Raw genomic sequence first — 16,972 nt, forward strand, 5'->3', positions numbered from 1 at the left:
CCTGATGAATAATAATCAAAGTGGACGCCGCAGGCTCCCGTTTGTCTGGAAGCTCGTTGGCGGCATGCTGCTGCTCGTATTATGCTTTATCGCCTCAATGAAGCTGGGGGCGGAGGCGGCGACATTCCGCAATGTGTGGCTTGCGCTGACTGCGGGCGCACAGAATGACCAAACCCTGATTTTGCGGGAGCTTCGGCTTCCCCGGGAGCTGGCTGCGATGCTGATCGGTGCGGCCCTGTCCGTATCCGGAGCGGTTATGCAGGGGATTACACGCAATCCGCTGGCCGATCCGGGGTTGCTTGGCCTGACTTCAGGAGCCAATATGATGCTTGCGCTGGCCTTTGTGTTCATGCCTTCGCCCAGCGTGCTTGGCATTATGACCGCCTGCTTTGTGGGCGCCGCGCTGGGTGCGGCTCTCGTCATTGGGCTTGGGTCTGTACACGGAGGCGGACTGTCGCCTCTTCGTATTGTGCTGGCCGGTGCCGCCGCTTCGGCATTTATGTACGCCATCGCGGAAGGGGTCAGCATCATGTTCAAAATATCCAAGGATGTGTCCATGTGGACTGCGGGCGGATTCATCGGAACGAACTGGGTGCAGCTCCAAACGATCGCTCCGTTCATCGCGGTCGGCCTTGTCGCCGTTCCGCTGCTGTCGAACCATTTGAACATCCTGGGTCTTGGCGAGGAAGTGGCGGCCGGGTTAGGGCAGCGACTTGTATGGATGAAAGCGATACTGTATGTTCTGGTCATTATGCTGACCGGCGCATCCGTAGCGCTTGTGGGCAATCTGGCTTTTGTCGGGTTAATGGTACCCCATATGGTGCGGACATTTGTCGGAACAGACTACCGGCATATTATTCCGATGTCCATTGTTCTTGGCGCGTCCTTTATGCTGCTTGCCGAGACCTTGGGACGAACCATCAACGCGCCTTACGAGACACCGGTTGTAGCGATTACGGCCATGCTGGGCCTGCCTTTCTTTCTGTTCGTTGTGCATAAGGGAGGTCGAAGCTTCTCATGATCGGTTCCGCCCTTGTCCGCAAACAGCGGCTGTTATTGCTGGGTTGTCTGATTCTTATGGTGGTTACGGCGGTTGCCGGCATGAGCTGGGGTTATTCCTCCCTGTCGCTGGACAGGCTTGTTCCGGTATTGCTGGGGGATGGCAGCTTCAAGGAGGAGTTTGTTCTGTTCTCTGTGAGGCTGCCGAGGGTAGTCATTACGATTTTGTCCGGCATGTGCCTGGCCTTGTCCGGCTCTATTCTGCAGAGCATTACCCGTAATGATTTGGCTGATCCGGGCATCATTGGCATCAATTCGGGAGCCGGCGTTGCGGTTGCTGTGTATTTTTTGTACTTTCCCATTGACGTGGGTTCGTTTGTCTACATATTGCCTGTGGCGGCGTTTCTCGGTGCTTTGGTAACAGCAGCCCTTATTTACGGTTTTGCCTTCAGCCGGAGGCGGGGACTGGATCCGATCCGTATGGTGCTGGTCGGAGTTGGCTTTTCATTGGCGCTGTCAGGAATGATGATGGTGATTATTTCTTCGGCGGACCGGTCCAAGGTGGATTTTATCGCCAAATGGCTTGCCGGGACCATATGGGGGGCTGATTGGCCGTTCATCTGGGCGCTGCTTCCGTGGCTGCTTGTCTTGGCGCCCCTGACCTTAATGAAGGCAGGGTCCCTAAATCTGCTGGGGCTCAACGAAGAGACAGCGACAGGTGTAGGGCTGAGGATTGAGCGGGAACGGCTAATATTGATCTTGATAGCAGTGGCCGCCGCCGCTTCGGCCGTATCCGTGACGGGCGGCATTGCTTTTATCGGACTTATGGCCCCGCATATCGCGAAGGCGCTGGTTGGACCGCGTAATCAGCTGTTCATCCCGCTCGCTGTTCTGATCGGCGGTTGGCTGCTATTAACTGCTGATACGCTGGGACGCAACCTGGCGGACCCGGACGGAATTCCCGCAGGAATTATGGTGTCACTGATCGGAGTGCCTTATTATATTTATCTGCTGTTGAAAAAATAACATTCTGATGCTGCGGTATCGCATCAACTTAACCATGATTGAGCTCCTGAGTTTGTCCTTGCGGCAATTCAGGAGCTTTTTCAGCTGTAGGCAAGATAAGCAAGCGCATTTTTCGGACATTTGCTTTCCATTACCGGAGTATTTATGGCATTTTCTCTAAATTTATTGACAATGAGAATCATTATCAAATAAAATGTTTACTAGTTAACAAAAAAAGAAATTAGAACAGCGCATATGAAAAGGAGTGGCGATGAGATGACAGTGAGCCTGCGTATTCAACAATTGAAGGCAGCCGTAGAAGGGAAAGAAATCCTGAAAGGTCTGAGCCTTGCGGTAAATGGCGGAGAAATCCATGTGGTTATGGGGCCGAACGGAACAGGGAAGAGTACGTTGGCTTCAGCTTTAATGGGGCATCCGAAGTATGAAGTGACGGAGGGAGTTGTAACGCTGAACGGAGAGGACCTGCTGGAAATGGATGTGGATGAACGGGCACGGGCGGGCTTGTTTCTGGCCATGCAATATCCGAGTGAGATCGCTGGGGTCACGAATGCCGATTTTATGCGAAGTGCGATCAATGCCAGACGTGAAGAAGGCGAGGAAATCTCGTTGATGAAGTTTGTGCGGATGATGGAAGCAAGCATGCAGACGCTGGAGATGAACCCGGAGTTTATGCATCGTTACTTGAATGAGGGTTTTTCCGGAGGGGAGAAAAAGCGGAATGAAATTTTGCAAATGATGATGCTCCAGCCTTCGATGGTCATTCTGGATGAAATCGATTCCGGTCTGGATATTGATGCGCTGCGCATCGTTGCTGAAGGGGTCAACGCTTTGCGCAGTGCAGACCGTGGATTTTTGATTATTACGCACTATCAGAGACTGCTTAATTATATTAAGCCGGACTTTGTACATGTGATGATGCAAGGCACAATCGTAAAGTCTGGGGGGCCAGAATTAGCAGAGCGGTTGGAAGCAGACGGCTATGAGTGGATTAAAGAGGAACTGGGTATTACAGAGGAAGCTGTGATGCCAGAGGAAGAAGAGTCGTTTCAAATTCCGATGCAAACCAAGGCACCGCGTAGCTGAAGGGGGAACCATAACATGACAATGAACAGTGCAGAGAACCGGGGATCGGAGCAGCTTAGAGGTGCGGAACCGGATTGGCTGACCGTATTGAGGAAGAGAGGCTTGGACGCCGCAGGCACCCTGCAGCTGCCCAAGCTGGAAAAGACGAATCTGCGGCGCTGGCCTTTACGGCAGCAAGGTGTTTGCCGTAAGCCTGAGCCGGTGTCTTCTCTCGATGAATTGCCGGATTCGATCAGGGGAGGGGTGCACGCTGACAATGTGCTGGTGCAGCGGAATTCGGGTCCATTAATCGGCCATCTGACAGAAGCGCTGCAGCAGCAAGGGGTTATTCTCACTGATTTGGAAACAGCAGCACGGTTGTACCCGGAGCTTGTAAAGCCTTATTTCATGCAAGCTGTGCAGCCAGAAGAGAATTTGCTGACCGCGCAGCATGCCGCATACTGGAGCGGCGGAGCCTTTATTTACATCCCTGAGGGGGTTCATGTTGAAACCCCGCTGCAGACGCTATTCTTTGTAGACGAATCCAATACGCTCTTTATGCCGCATGTTTTAGTGGTAGCCGAGGAGCGTAGCTCCGTAACACTGGTGGAGAATACAATGTCCTCATTGCAAAAGAGTGCGGGGATGAATCAAGCCATCATGGAAGTATTCGTAGGCAAAGGTGCAAAAATCAATGTCGTGTCATTGCACCAACTGGATAGAGAATTGATCGACCTGACTTATCGGCGCGCCATCGTTGAACACGACGGAACGGTGAACTGGTTGATTGGCGAAATGAATCAGGGCGAGACGATGAGTGATACGGCATCCATTCTCAAGGAGGAAGGGGCCGGTTCGGATATAAAGACAATCTTGGTGGGATCCGGCAGTCAGACGATGAATATTACAGCCCGGACGGTGCATCTTGGCAAGAACTCGTCAAGCGATATGGTGATCAGAGCGGTGATGAGAGAGCAGTCAACCGCCATATTGAATGGAATCACCAAAATCGAGAAGGGAGCAAGCGGGACGAACGGTCAGCAGACGGAGAAAATATTGATGCTGCATCCCAAGGCGCGGGGCGATGCGAATCCGATCCTGTTGATCGATGAAGACGATGTGAAAGCCGGACACGCCGCCAGCGTCGGACAAGTCAACCCGGAGCAGCTATACTACATGATGTCCAGAGGTATTAGCCGCACAGAGGCCGAGCGGTTGATCGTGTATGGTTTCCTCGCTCCCGTCATAGCTGAGGTGCCGCTGGAAGGAGCAGCTGTGCAGATGCAAACGCTCGTGGAACAAAAGCTGGGGCAAGTCAAAGAAATAGATCAAGCAAGCATATCTGAATTAGGAGGCTGACAACATATGGCTAAGGAATTAGTAGAGCTGGGAGAATATCAGTATGGCTTCAGAGATGCGCATCAAGCAGTGTTTCAGTCCGGCAAGGGGCTGACTCGTGAGATTGTTGCCACCATATCGGAGATGAAGGGTGAACCCGCCTGGATGCTCGACTTTCGTCTGAAGTCGCTGGAGTTGTTCCAAAGTATGTCGATGCCCGCATGGGGAGGCGATCTGCAAGCACTGGATTTCAATGATATCCAATATTATGTCAAGCCTTCCGAGAAACAGGGGAAAACCTGGGAGGAAGTGCCGATTGAGATTAAGCAAACCTTTGACAAGCTTGGCATACCGGAAGCGGAACAGAAGTTTCTTGCCGGTGTGTCGGCCCAGTATGAGTCCGAAGTTGTCTATCACAGTATTCAAAAAGAGTTGGAAGAACAAGGGGTCATCTTCACAGACACGGATACGGCGCTGCGAGAGCATCCGGAGCTGCTGCGCCAATATTTTGGAACCATTATTCCGCCGAGTGACAACAAATTTGCCGCACTTAACAGCGCGGTATGGTCAGGAGGAAGCTTTGTCTACGTTCCGAAGGGGATAAAATGCGAGGTGCCTTTGCAGGCTTACTTCCGTATCAATTCCGAGAACATGGGACAATTCGAAAGGACGCTCATTATTACGGAAGAAGACAGCTTTGTGCATTATGTAGAAGGCTGCACGGCACCGATATACAGCACGAACTCGCTTCATAGCGCTGTTGTGGAAATCATCTGTAAGAAAAATTCACGAGCGCGATATACAACCATTCAAAACTGGGCTCCCAACATTTATAATATGGTGACAAAACGGGCGATAGCGGAAGAAAACGCAACGATGGAATGGGTGGACGGCAATATTGGCTCCAAACTGACGATGAAATACCCTTCCGTAGTGTTAAAAGGCCGTGGAGCCAAGGGCTCGGTGCTCTCGATTGCGGTTGCCGGCAAAGGGCAGCACCAGGATGCCGGGGCTAAAATGATTCATCTGGCTCCGGATACGACTTCGACCATCATATCGAAATCGATCAGCAAGCACGGGGGTAAAGTCACATACCGTGGTCTGGCTTCCTTCGGACGCAAAGCTTTTGGCGCCAAGTCGAACATCAAATGCGATACGCTCATTCTCGATAATGAGTCCACGTCTGATACGATTCCCTATAACGAGATCATGAACGACAATGTCACGCTCGAGCACGAAGCGACCGTCTCCAAGGTATCCGAGGACCAGCTCTTCTACTTGATGAGCCGCGGCCTGTCCGAAGACGAAGCGACGCAGATGATCGTGATGGGCTTCATCGAGCCGTTCACGAAAGAACTGCCCATGGAATATGCGGTTGAGATGAACCGACTCATCAAACTGGAGATGGAAGGCAGTATAGGATAGTTTCTTCAGGGTTTAGCAGAAAGACGCAGCGGGTAGATTAGATATTACGGCAACTGACAATTCGTTAATGCTCGGAATCCGATCGGTATTTCGATACAAAAGCAGATGATGAGTTTTTTGGACATTTTAAATGGGAAAAATTCCGCAGCAAGGGACGGTAGAGAGATGTATAAGTTGGTCCTGATTAGACACGGAGAAAGTGAGTGGAACAAAGCCAATTTATTTACAGGCTGGATGGATGTAGAGTTGTCGGATAAAGGTATTCAAGAGGCTTTGCACGCCGGCAGGCTGCTCAAGGAAGAACAGTTCGTATTTGATGTCGCCTACACCTCATATTTGAAGCGGGCGATTAAAACACTGGATTATGTGCTTGAAGAAATGGATTTGCTGTGGATTCCTGTATACAAGACCTGGCAGCTTAATGAGCGTCATTATGGTGCGCTTCAAGGTTTAAGCAAAACAGCCACCGCTGAGAAATATGGAGAAGAGCAGGTTAAATTATGGCGCAGAAGCTATGATGTATTGCCTCCTGCTTTGACAAAGGATGATGACCGCTATCCAAAAAACGATGTTAAATATCGCGACATTGATGACGAGCTTATCCCGTTAACGGAGAGCCTCAAGGAAACGGTTATTCGGGTCAGGGATTATTGGGATAAGGAAATTGCACCACAGATCAAAGCGGGGAAAAATGTAATTATCGCTGCACATGGCAATAGTTTGCGGGCATTAATCAAGTTTCTGGACAATCTCAGTTCGGAAGAGATTATTGATGTGAATGTGCCTACTGGTACTCCGCTGGTATATACTTTAGATGACCAATTACATCCCGTAGGGAAACATTACCTTGGAAGCGAGCAGCACATAGAGAGTAAGATCCAGGAGGTTGCCGAGCCAGACAAGATTATGGAATAAGTGCGCACGTTGCTCCCCGCGCCGGAACGTGATACGATTGTTTATCAGTTAACTATAATTGTGTGCGGGGGTCCGAGATGATGAATACATTGGAAGCGCTCAAAGGGCTGGTCCATGATCAGGCTGTTCATTTTGTGCATCTGAGCGAACAAATCATCGAAACGGAGCAGGATAAGATGTTTCGTTTTGCACAGGAGCAGCAATTGGAGTCAATCCCGCGTCATTTGACCAGCGTGCACGTAATCGACTGCATCGGCAACAACGGGCCAATTAATAATACGGCACTTGCAGAGAAGATGGACTTGTCCAAAGCCGGTATTACGAAAATCAGCACGAAGCTGTTGGAGGAAGGATATATAAAGCGCAGGCAGTTGAATGACAATAAGAAGGAAGTCTACTTCAGTTTGGCGGCAAAGGGCAGACAGGTCTTTGAGTTGCATCAGCAGCTTCACAAACTGGAGGAAAAGCGGTTTATGCAATTGCTTGAGCCGTTTACGGAAGCGGAGTTACACGTTATTTTGCGATTTCTGCAGAACGTATCCACACATTGGGTTGAGAAAGAGCAGGAGTAGACGAGCGTTCTGGCGCTGGCAAGCGCTAATCGCGGCCGATGCTTCGGACGGGCGAGACGCCTTCCGCATACAATTGCAGACCCGTTCAGCGGGCTGCTCCATGGGAATTAGCACTCTGATGTTGCGCCATCGCATCAATTTAACAATGAGCGAGCTCCTGAATTTGTCCTTGCGGCAATTCAGGGGCTTTTTAGTTGTAGTAAGGTGGTCAAGATGAGCATAAATGTTGGAAGCCATGGAATAATGGCTAAGACCCACTATTCCTGTATTTCTCCTGTACAGTTATTCTAGGGCTGACTTGCTATATTATTTCAAACCGATTTAAACTATGACACATAGTGCAGAAAATAGTCGTCGAACTAATAGTAAAGGCAATGGGTTACTAGAAAAACGTTGTGAGGTTGTCATATGCCAAGAACTGTATTGATCGTAGAAGATGAACATATTTTACGGGAAATTATGAAGGATTATCTGCTTGAAGAAGGTTATAGCGTGCTTGAAGCCGCCGATGGCAAAGAAGCGCTCTCGTTATTTCAAGAACATGAGGTGGACTTGATCATACTGGACATCATGCTGCCTGAACTGGACGGCTGGTCTGTGTGCAAGCGGATCCGCAAGACGTCGAATGTCCCGATCATCATGCTAACGGCCCGTTCGGACGAAGACGATACGCTTCTTGGCTTCGAGCTCGGGGCCGACGACTATGTCGTCAAACCGTACAGTCCGCCCATTCTGCTTGCAAGGGTAAAGCGGCTTTTGGAGCGCAGGTATGTTCGCGAAGAAGAGAACGGCATGCTGAGCAGCAGCGGCATTACGATACATTTTCCGTCCCGCACCGTTTCGGCAGACGGGAAAAACTGCAGCTTTACGCATACCGAGTTTGAAATTTTGGCCTATTTGATGAAAAACAAAGGGATTATTATTACCCGAGAACAGCTGATCACAAAAATTTGGGGTTATGATTTTGCTGGCGATGACCGCACGGTCAACAGCCATATCCGTAACCTGCGTTCCAAGCTGGGGGAGCATGCCAGGCATATCGTTACGGTTGTGCGCTCAGGGTATAAATTTGAGGAGCAGCCATGAAAAAGGGCATCGTACTCAAGCTGTTTTTGTTAACGGCCGGGTTATGCCTGTTCCTGATAGGGGCTATTTTTGCCGGACAAACCGTATTTCTCAAGCAATTTTACGTTCATCAGAAAGTGAAGGACGTAGAGGCGGCACTCGTTGCTTACGAACAAGGTCCACTGCAACAGGCGATTGACGAAGAGCAGGCGGCCAAACAGGAACAGGAGTTTTATGAACGTCACAACACTTGGATCGCTCCCCTTGATGCAATGGGTTATTTGAAATACACCGATGATTTTTTCATGGAAATTAAGCTGGACCAGGTTGACGGTGATTCTGCATTTTCCGGCCGTACGATCAAGGTTCCGCTGTACAGCTTCATAAACGTGGAGGATTTTTATGACACCAATCCGTTTAAGGAACCATGGATCAAGGAAGGGCAAGGCATCGCTATGGAAGGTCTGCTGATGAATGATGAGCTGATTATCCAGCGGATGGGGAGAAGCGTATCCAATCTGCGGGAGGAAAACCAACTCGAAAATCAGCAGATGGTGAACAAAGAATACGAAGTCGTCACCAGATATGCAAATCCAACGCAGTACCACGAAAAGTATCCCAGCATTCTGGTAAAAGGAACGATTACGAAGCTGCGTATACCGGAAGTGACGGCGGTTTCGCGTTATACGAACCGGCTGCTTCTGGATCGAATTCAGGCTTTCCAAGCGAATCTGCTGTATGGAGATGTTCCGCAGGCGGAAGCGGATCGAGTCATCGATTATGAGGAAAACCATGTGAATTACAAAATATTTATTGATCCGGTTCAGGGCGAAGGCGGGGAACCCGGTTATCTGCTTGCGGTTACGTCGCTGCAGCCGGTGAATGAAGCTGCGGGCATGATCAAGAATTATTATGTATACATTATGGCAGCTGCGGTGCTGCTCGTAATGCTCGTCTCGTTTTATTATTCCCGTCAAATCACCCGGCCGCTGCTTCGTATCAATCGAACGGCACAGCAAATGGCTTCGCTCGACTTTTCCGAAAAAATTCCGGTCGCGACAAACGATGAGATCGGCGATCTGTCACGGAGCATTAACGAGCTTTCCGAGCGGCTGCACAGCCATATCATCAGGCTGGAGCAGGACATTGAGAAGGAAAAGCTGCTTGAGCATACAAGAAAGGAGTTTATTTCTACTGCATCTCATGAACTCAAGACCCCTCTAAGCGTCATTCAGAGCTGTCTTTCTGTGCTGAAGGACGGGGTTGCAAGCCATAAGCGGGATTACTATTTTGCGGCGATGGAGGATGAGGTGAACCGGATGAATCTGCTCATTGGGGATATGCTGGAGCTGGCCAAATATGAATCTGGCACGTACAAAATGGAGATGGCCCCGTTTTATATTGACATCCTCATCGAGCGTATTTACGCCAAATTGGCTGCGGACATGGACAAAAAACGGCTGCATCTGCACACTTCGCTTCAACCTGTCGAGGTGATCGGCAATGAGCTCCGGATTGAGCAGGTCATTGTCAATTTTCTCACGAACGCGATTCGTTATACACCGGAGCAGGAGTCAATCATTGTCACCGTCACAGACGAGCAAGATCGCGTGAAAATAGGTGTCGAAAATAAAGGGGCCCATATTTCGGATGAACAACTGGAGAAAATTTGGGACCGTTTCTATCGCGGAGAGCCTTCCCGTCAGCGGTCGACCGGAGGAACGGGACTCGGCCTTGCCATTTCCAAAAAAATATTGGAGCTGCACGGCGTTCCTTATGGCGTGATGAACACTCGGGACGGAGTCCTGTTTTATTTTTATTTGAATAAAAAAGCGTAGGGTGATGAGCATACCACGGCATGGCATGTATTTTGGAAAAAGGAGCTGTTTCCAAGGACCATTCGGTTCTTGGACGGGCAGCTTCTTTTTTGTTTTTATAACAACCCTCCCAATCTATAAATCATTTTGATTGAATCTGCACTTTATCTTGATCTCGCGAAATTAAACTTTTTTTCGAAAGGAAGGTAGATCACATGTACAAAAAAATCGTGATGACATTACTGACAGGAAGTATTGCGTTGGCACTGGCAGCGTGCGGAAGCAATACAACTGACCCTGCCGAGACCGCTCAACAGTCGGCATCCCAAGAGCAGGAACAGGGGGGCGCTGTAGCATCGGAGCCAACCGCCAATTCGTATCAACAGATTTTTCAAGACAGTGTATTTCTGGGGGATTCCATTACGGAAGGGCTGTCCTTTCATGATGTGCTGGACGAGAAAAAGGTGCTTGCCGGGGCGGGGAAAACAGCACAATTTGCGCTGGATGATATCGACGAGCTTGCCAAGCGGAATCCGAAGCAGGTCTTTATCCAACTGGGCTCGGACGATATTTTATGGCCGACGGATGATCCGACAGCCTACTCCATGAACAACTATGCCAAGCTGATCGGTTTGATCAAGGAAAAGCTGCCGCAGGCCCGGATCACACTGTTAACGGTTACTCCAGTAAGTGCTGAAGCGTTGAAGAAGGAACCACGGTACAAAAATATCGAGGATTACAATCAGGCTGTCAAAGAGCTGGCGGACAAGGAGCAGGTCAAGTTTACCGATTTATCCCCGATTTTTGCCAGCGGCGCTGACTTGTACGATTCGGACGGCATTCATTTTAAGCCGGAATTTTATGTGCAGATGCTGGAGCTGCTGAAGGAGCAAGTGAAATAACATGCGAGCGGGTCTGCTGCTTTGGAGGTGACAAGGGTTGGTCTTTAGCAGTCTTATCTTTTTGTACATTTTCCTTCCCGTCACTGTTCTGGTTTATTATGTTTCGCCAAGGAAGCTGCGAAATGCCATTTTGCTCGTTGCAAGCTTGATTTTTTACGCATGGGGCGAACCGGTATACATTGTGATTATGGTATTCTCGACGGTATTTGACTACTTCAACGGGCTTATGATCGATAAGTACAGGCACCGGAAGCCGATTGCCAGGATGTTTTTTTTCGGTTCGATGGCCGGCAGCTTGGGGATTCTCGGCTTTTTTAAATATGGCGGGTTTGTCGTTGATAATATCAATCAGCTGTTTCATCTGAATATCCAAATGGCCGATCTGCCGCTGCCGGTGGGCATTTCCTTTTATACGTTCCAAACGATGTCTTATGTCGTAGATGTATATCTGGGCAAGGTACCGGCACAGAGGAATATCGTTACATTCGGGGCGTATGTGGCGATGTTTCCCCAGCTTGTGGCGGGCCCGATCGTGAAATACGGCGATATCGCGGGACAGCTTGCTTCCCGCACAGTAACGCTGGACCGTTTTGGCGAAGGGGCGGAGCTGTTCATCAGAGGCCTGGCGAAAAAAGTGCTGCTTGCCAACAATATCGGATTGCTCTGGACAAGCGTCAAAGCGGAGCCGATCGCTGAGCTGTCCGTCCTGTCCGCCTGGCTTGGCATTATCGCGTTCACCCTGCAAATCTATTTCGATTTCAGCGGGTACTCCGATATGGCTCGTGGTCTGGGCAAACTGTTCGGGTTCGATTTCATGCAAAACTTCCGTTACCCGTATATATCCAGGAGTGTGACGGAGTTTTGGCGCAGATGGCATATATCGCTCGGCACCTGGTTTCGGGAGTATGTGTATATCCCGCTTGGCGGCAACCGGCAGGGAATGGCAAAGCAGCTTCGGAATGTGCTGGTCGTGTGGTTTTTAACCGGCCTGTGGCATGGCGCCAGCTGGAATTTTATCGTATGGGGATTGTATTTCGGTTTTTTCGTAATGATCGAAAAGCTGTTTCTGCTGCGGTGGCTTGGGCGAATGCCCGTTTTTGCCGGCCATATTTATACGCTGCTGATCGTGATCGTCGGCTGGGTGTTGTTTGAAATGGAGCAGTTGGCTTCCGCCTGGCGTTTCATCGGTGTGATGTTTGGCTTCGGCGGACACGGATTTGCGGATCGGCAGGCGCTCTACGATCTGTCCGCGAATGCTGTATTGCTGATCGTATTGGCCCTCTGCGCTACTCCGCTTCCTGGGAAAGCCTTAGCGTACATGAAGACAAGACGGAGAATTGTCGGTGCAGTGGTCACTCCGCTCATTTACCTACTCTTCATGGTGCTGTCGACGGCGTATTTGGTCGATGAAAGCTACAATCCGTTTTTATACTTTCGTTTCTAAGGAGGGCGGCGGTTATGGACGAAAACGACAAAATCAGCGGAAAATGTCTGGCCGTATTGCTGCTCTTGTTTACGGGCGTGATCGCCGTACTCAATTGGGCTGCTCCGGATCGTGCCTTTTCGGAAGCGGAGAACCGGATGCTGAAGCAGCTGCCGCATTTTTCACTGAATACATTGCTGTCGGGTGACTTTACTTCCGATTTCGAGGCCTACATGTCCGACCAGTTTGTCTTTCGCGACCTGTGGATCGGGGTGAAAACGGATATGGACCGTATGTTGGGGAAAAAGGAGAGCAACGGGGTTTACCTCGGGAAAGAAGGGTACCTCATTCAAAAGTTTGTCCCCCCGGCGGAAGAGGATGTAGAGGAGAAGATGGACGCCATCCATGCGTTTGGCGCTGCCACACCCGGCCTGCGCAAATATGTGATGATCGTGCCCACGGCGGCGGCTGTGCATCAGGACAAGCTTCCGAAATACGCCGACACCGGCGTTGAAGAGGCGTATCTGGACAGAATCCGGCGATCGCTGTCTCCGGATATTCATTTTGTTGATGTTTTTCCCGCGTTGTATGCGAAGAGGGAGCAGCCTATCTTTTATAAAACCGACCACCACTGGACAACCCAAGGCGCTTATACCGCTTACCTTGAGCTGTGCAAGCAGATGGGACTGAATCCGCAAAAAGACGAGGACTTTATTGTTCGGCAGGCAACCGGTGAATTTTATGGATCGCTTTATTCGAAGAGCGGTTTCAGGCATGTGCAGCCCGACAGCATTAAACTGTATCGGCCAAAGGATCAAGAGAAATATACCGTAATGTATGTCGACGAAGGCAAGACCTCGAATTCGTTGTATGCGCCGGAGCAGCTGGAGAAGAAGGATAAATACGCGGTATTTCTGAACGGCAACCATGGACTGATCCGCATTGAAACGGGTCAAACGAACGGAAAAAAGCTGCTGGTTGTCAAAGATTCGTACGCGAATAGCTTTATTCCCTTTCTGCTGAAGCATTTCAGCGAAATCGACGTGGTGGATCTTCGTTATTACGATGGGGATCTGACGGCATTTGTGAATGAGCATGGCATCCGGGAGATGCTGCTGCTTTACAATGCAAGCACGTTTTCTGAAGATCCATCCATTCAATATTTATCGGAGTGATTTCAATGGAAAAACATTGGTCAAGAAAAAGATACATTCTCGCTGTTATTCTCGCAATGGTTGGTGTGGTCGGCGTTCTGTCCGGATGCTCCGGCAGGAGCAGCATGGCCGCGGATAAACTCTCGGCCGATGAAGTGGGCAAGAGAATCGTACAGACGGTGGATTTGAAAGAGATGAAAAAAGGGGACCGTGAAAAGCTGCAGAAATTATATAAGCTTGACGCGGATACCGTGGAAGATTTTATTCTTTATACATCCGTATCGAATGTGAAAGCGGACGAATGGGCCGTGATCAAAGTAAAGGAGCAGCCTCAGGCGGAACTCGTCGAAGAGAAGATAAAGGAGCGAATAGCCGCGCAGAAAATAAAATTTGCAGACTATCGGCCAAACGAATATTTTTTGGTCGAAAATCATGTGTTAAAAACGGAGGGGCGATTTGTCTTCTTCGCGGTTTCCAATGAGGCCAGCCAAATGGAGCAAGCATTTGACGATGCAATTAAGCAGATCCAATAGATTTTGTGTAAATAGCTCAAGAAATGAACAACGGCTCGTAAATTTGCTTATATGGCGAATTGCGGGCTTTTTTGCTGAATGTGACGGTATCCGCCATGGCCGTGAGGAGAGGGTCACTTGCACAGTGCTGTTCTTCATTACAAAATATTGATAACAAATGGGCTTTCATGTAATATTATTGTAATTAATATACTAGAGGAGACATCCATATGCTGGAGTTAAGCTTTGATGATCCGGATAAACTTGTAGCCGTTGCCCATGCTTTGTCAACCCGTGCCCGTGTCGATATGCTGCAGCTGCTCAGCACAAGGAATATGAATATTATGGAGATTGCGGAAACGCTGAAGCTGCCGGTATCGACGGTTGCCAATAATGTGAAAATACTGGAGGCGGCCAAGCTGATCAATACCGAGCTGCTTCCGGCTACACGGGGAGCGATGAAGGTATGCAGCCGCAATTATGATGATATTCGCATAGCGTTCAATGTAGAGAAGACGGTTCCAAGACCGGTCCTGAGTACTTACGATATGGAGATGCCCATCGGCCACTACAGCGATTGTGAGGTTCATCCCACCTGCGGGATGGCAAACACCGACGGTATGCTCGTTCGAGAGGACGAGCCGGCAAGCTTTTATCATCCGAAGCATGTTGGAGCACAGATGATTTGGCTGCGGAAAGGGTATTTGGAATATTTGCTGCCGCTTGAGGTACCGCCGAAGGCCCGAATTGATGCTTTGGAGTTGTCCATGGAAATGTGCTCCGAAGCGCCAAACTATGACAATAACTGGCCATCGGATATTACGGTTTGGATGAATGGTGTTGAGATCGGCACATGGACAAGTCCCGGAGATTTTGGCGATCGGCGCGGCAGGCTGAATCCGTCCTGGTGGGCGGATTGGTCAACCCAATACGGGCTGCTGAAGACTTGGCGTATCGACAGGAAATGGACAACGCTCGACATGGAGAAGATATCAGATGTCACTATAGGCGACTTGAAGCTTTTGCAGCGTCCCAACATCAGACTCCGGGTCGGCGTAAAGCCTGACGCGGTTCACCAGGGGGGCATGAACCTGTTCGGCAGACAGTTCGGCGATTATGAGCAGGATATTGTCCTGAAAGTTTATTATGCGGCGGATCAACAAGAATCAGAAAACGAAGCAGCAGGCTCCTGATTACATAACAATGTGAGCTTCGATAATATTAAAATGTATTAAAGCCCTTCTTTTACGAAAACGGACGTTTTTGCGGATTCAAAGATCAAAAAATGGACCGGCAAGAGGGTATCCTTGCACGGTCCGATTGTTTTTTCTGCTGATCTAATGATGGAGAACGTCTCCCAATTCAGCACGCTCCTGGAATCTGCCTTTAGCAAAAGGGCATAATGGCAAAATCTTAATTTCGTTTTCCCTTGCATGTTTCACCATTGCTTCGAGAAGGAGGTCTCCAAGTCCCTGCCCACGGTAAGCAGTATCTACGTAGGTATGATCGATAATATATAGGCTCGGGCTTGAGACCACATATGTCATTTCGGCGATCATAGAGTCATGATCCGAAATCTGAAACCGTTTGTTGGCTGAATTATGAACCACATTATGCATTGTTATGCGCCCTCTTTATTGTCCGATTTTTCGTCAACATGCTCGTATTCCAGGGCTCCGCTCGGACATTTATCAATATGCCGTGCAATAGCCTCTGCTGTGGCCGCATCAGGGTCTACCCAAGGCCGCTTACTCAGATTGAAAACCGAGGGGAAGCCTTTAACGCAAACACCGGAATGTATGCATTTCTCTGGCTGAAACGTCACCGTAATTTTTTCCCCATAATACAGCTTCTTTGCGTTCTGCATACGCTCACATCCTTCATCTTGGTATTCGGTGTAATGACTATACCATAACTTCTATTAAATAACTATCAATCCATATCATTCTCGACATAGCTTTTAAGCAGATCCAGCTTATCGTCCCAATAGGCTTCAAAGAAGGTGAGCCACTCTCTGACTTGGGTGAGAGGCTCCGGCTTTAGCTTATATCGTGTTTCTCTCCCGACTTTTTGGCGGCTGACCAGACCTGCATCGGATAAAATATGCAAATGCTTGTTGATGGCCGTACGTGATAAAGGGAAATGTTCCGATATGGCTACAATGGGCATGTCCTGATCTGCAAGCAGCTTTAACACTTTGCGGCGGGTGGGATCGGCGATGGCCTGAAAAACATCATGCCTAAATACTGGTTCGCCCAACTTTATCCCTCAACATATTCAACAAGCTTGTTTTTGACAATATTCTCCCAGCCGCCGTCCATGACTCCGCGCACAACCGAATGAGGTTGTCCAAATTCGGTCGCCTGAGCTTCGTCCCAGCCCGAATGAATGAGCGTGAATTCTGTTTTACCATTGTCCAGCTCGGACAATTCAAAAGTAAGCTGCCAGTCCTTTCCCCATTTAAATGAAACACGGTGGGGCGGATCAATCTCCGTGACTTTGCAGGGGGAGTCGCCAAATGGGCCGGCATGCAGAATAAATTCATGGCCTTCTACCGGTTCAAACGTGTTGGGCATCCACCATGCGGTTATGCCTTCCGATGTGGCAACGGCTTTCCATACCTTTTCAATAGAAGCATTCAGAATGACGGTTTTACGAATTTCGGGTAAAGCTCCTTGAGTTGACATGATTGACCTCCTGAATTTATAACACCTTTTGGTTTTGCTTTTTAATAGTAACACCTTATGGTGTTATATTTCAAG

Annotated in this window: 18 protein-coding genes; 14 read left to right on the forward strand and 4 right to left on the reverse strand. The window is 49.3% G+C overall.

Features of this window, described 5'->3' with window-relative positions; all coding sequences use genetic code 11:
• The first annotated feature begins 4 nt into the window (after positions 1-4).
• The 14 genes from ACI1P2_RS11730 to ACI1P2_RS11795 all read left to right on the forward strand — a co-directional run bounded on the left by ACI1P2_RS11730 (position 5) and on the right by ACI1P2_RS11795 (position 15,403).
• Complete coding sequence (locus ACI1P2_RS11730; RefSeq protein WP_355319923.1) at positions 5-1,021, forward strand: FecCD family ABC transporter permease; 1,017 nt, start codon at positions 5-7, stop codon at positions 1,019-1,021.
• The gene (locus tag ACI1P2_RS11735; protein ID WP_355319925.1) at positions 1,018-2,025 is read left to right on the forward strand and encodes a FecCD family ABC transporter permease; all 1,008 of its coding nucleotides are present in this window, start codon (positions 1,018-1,020) and stop codon (positions 2,023-2,025) included. Before ACI1P2_RS11730 ends, ACI1P2_RS11735 begins: the two co-directional genes overlap by 4 nt.
• A 255-nt stretch (positions 2,026-2,280) precedes the next feature.
• Complete coding sequence (sufC, locus tag ACI1P2_RS11740) at positions 2,281-3,108, forward strand: Fe-S cluster assembly ATPase SufC (protein WP_355319927.1); 828 nt, start codon at positions 2,281-2,283, stop codon at positions 3,106-3,108.
• Between the two features lie 15 nt (positions 3,109-3,123).
• Positions 3,124-4,446, forward strand: coding sequence for a Fe-S cluster assembly protein SufD (gene sufD, locus ACI1P2_RS11745; protein WP_355319929.1), 1,323 nt, complete (start codon positions 3,124-3,126; stop codon positions 4,444-4,446).
• Between the two features lie 6 nt (positions 4,447-4,452).
• Complete coding sequence (sufB, locus tag ACI1P2_RS11750) at positions 4,453-5,850, forward strand: Fe-S cluster assembly protein SufB (protein ID WP_355319931.1); 1,398 nt, start codon at positions 4,453-4,455, stop codon at positions 5,848-5,850.
• Positions 5,851-6,015: 165 nt separating this feature from the next.
• On the forward strand, positions 6,016-6,765 hold the full coding sequence (gene gpmA, locus ACI1P2_RS11755) for a 2,3-diphosphoglycerate-dependent phosphoglycerate mutase (protein ID WP_355320121.1): 750 nt from the start codon (positions 6,016-6,018) through the stop codon (positions 6,763-6,765).
• A gap of 80 nt (positions 6,766-6,845) precedes the next feature.
• Positions 6,846-7,337, forward strand: coding sequence for a MarR family transcriptional regulator (locus tag ACI1P2_RS11760; RefSeq protein WP_355319933.1), 492 nt, complete (start codon positions 6,846-6,848; stop codon positions 7,335-7,337).
• 408 nt (positions 7,338-7,745) lie between these two features.
• On the forward strand, positions 7,746-8,423 hold the full coding sequence (locus ACI1P2_RS11765; protein ID WP_355319935.1) for a response regulator transcription factor: 678 nt from the start codon (positions 7,746-7,748) through the stop codon (positions 8,421-8,423).
• On the forward strand, positions 8,420-10,240 hold the full coding sequence (locus ACI1P2_RS11770; RefSeq protein WP_355319936.1) for a sensor histidine kinase: 1,821 nt from the start codon (positions 8,420-8,422) through the stop codon (positions 10,238-10,240). Before ACI1P2_RS11765 ends, ACI1P2_RS11770 begins: the two co-directional genes overlap by 4 nt.
• 194 nt (positions 10,241-10,434) lie before the next feature.
• Entirely contained in the window at positions 10,435-11,121 is a 687-nt protein-coding gene (locus tag ACI1P2_RS11775; protein WP_355319938.1) for a GDSL-type esterase/lipase family protein, read from the forward strand.
• A 37-nt stretch (positions 11,122-11,158) separates the two neighbouring features.
• Entirely contained in the window at positions 11,159-12,565 is a 1,407-nt protein-coding gene (locus ACI1P2_RS11780) for an MBOAT family O-acyltransferase (RefSeq protein WP_355319940.1), read from the forward strand.
• A gap of 14 nt (positions 12,566-12,579) precedes the next feature.
• Entirely contained in the window at positions 12,580-13,719 is a 1,140-nt protein-coding gene (locus ACI1P2_RS11785) for a DHHW family protein (protein ID WP_355319942.1), read from the forward strand.
• 5 nt (positions 13,720-13,724) lie between these two features.
• On the forward strand, positions 13,725-14,231 hold the full coding sequence (locus ACI1P2_RS11790) for a DUF4358 domain-containing protein (RefSeq protein ID WP_355319944.1): 507 nt from the start codon (positions 13,725-13,727) through the stop codon (positions 14,229-14,231).
• 209 nt (positions 14,232-14,440) lie between these two features.
• Positions 14,441-15,403, forward strand: a complete 963-nt coding sequence (locus tag ACI1P2_RS11795) for an ArsR/SmtB family transcription factor (RefSeq protein WP_355319946.1) — start codon at positions 14,441-14,443, stop codon at positions 15,401-15,403.
• A 144-nt stretch (positions 15,404-15,547) separates the two neighbouring features.
• On the opposite strand, the gene ACI1P2_RS11800 is transcribed toward ACI1P2_RS11795, so the two are convergent.
• The 4 genes from ACI1P2_RS11800 to ACI1P2_RS11815 all read right to left on the reverse strand — a co-directional run bounded on the left by ACI1P2_RS11800 (position 15,548) and on the right by ACI1P2_RS11815 (position 16,897).
• Entirely contained in the window at positions 15,548-15,829 is a 282-nt protein-coding gene (locus ACI1P2_RS11800) for a GNAT family N-acetyltransferase (RefSeq protein ID WP_355319948.1), read from the reverse strand.
• A gap of 2 nt (positions 15,830-15,831) precedes the next feature.
• Entirely contained in the window at positions 15,832-16,077 is a 246-nt protein-coding gene (locus ACI1P2_RS11805; RefSeq protein ID WP_355319949.1) for a (4Fe-4S)-binding protein, read from the reverse strand.
• A gap of 65 nt (positions 16,078-16,142) precedes the next feature.
• A complete protein-coding gene (locus ACI1P2_RS11810; RefSeq protein WP_355319951.1) occupies positions 16,143-16,469 on the reverse strand; it encodes an ArsR/SmtB family transcription factor in 327 nt (108 codons plus the stop codon).
• A gap of 2 nt (positions 16,470-16,471) precedes the next feature.
• Positions 16,472-16,897: an SRPBCC family protein gene (locus tag ACI1P2_RS11815; RefSeq protein ID WP_355319953.1), complete on the reverse strand. Its 426-nt coding sequence runs from the start codon at positions 16,895-16,897 to the stop codon at positions 16,472-16,474.
• Between the last annotated feature and the right edge of the window lie 75 nt (positions 16,898-16,972).

Source organism: Paenibacillus jiangxiensis (genome assembly GCF_046098255.1).
Taxonomy (GTDB): domain Bacteria; phylum Bacillota; class Bacilli; order Paenibacillales; family Paenibacillaceae; genus Paenibacillus; species Paenibacillus jiagnxiensis.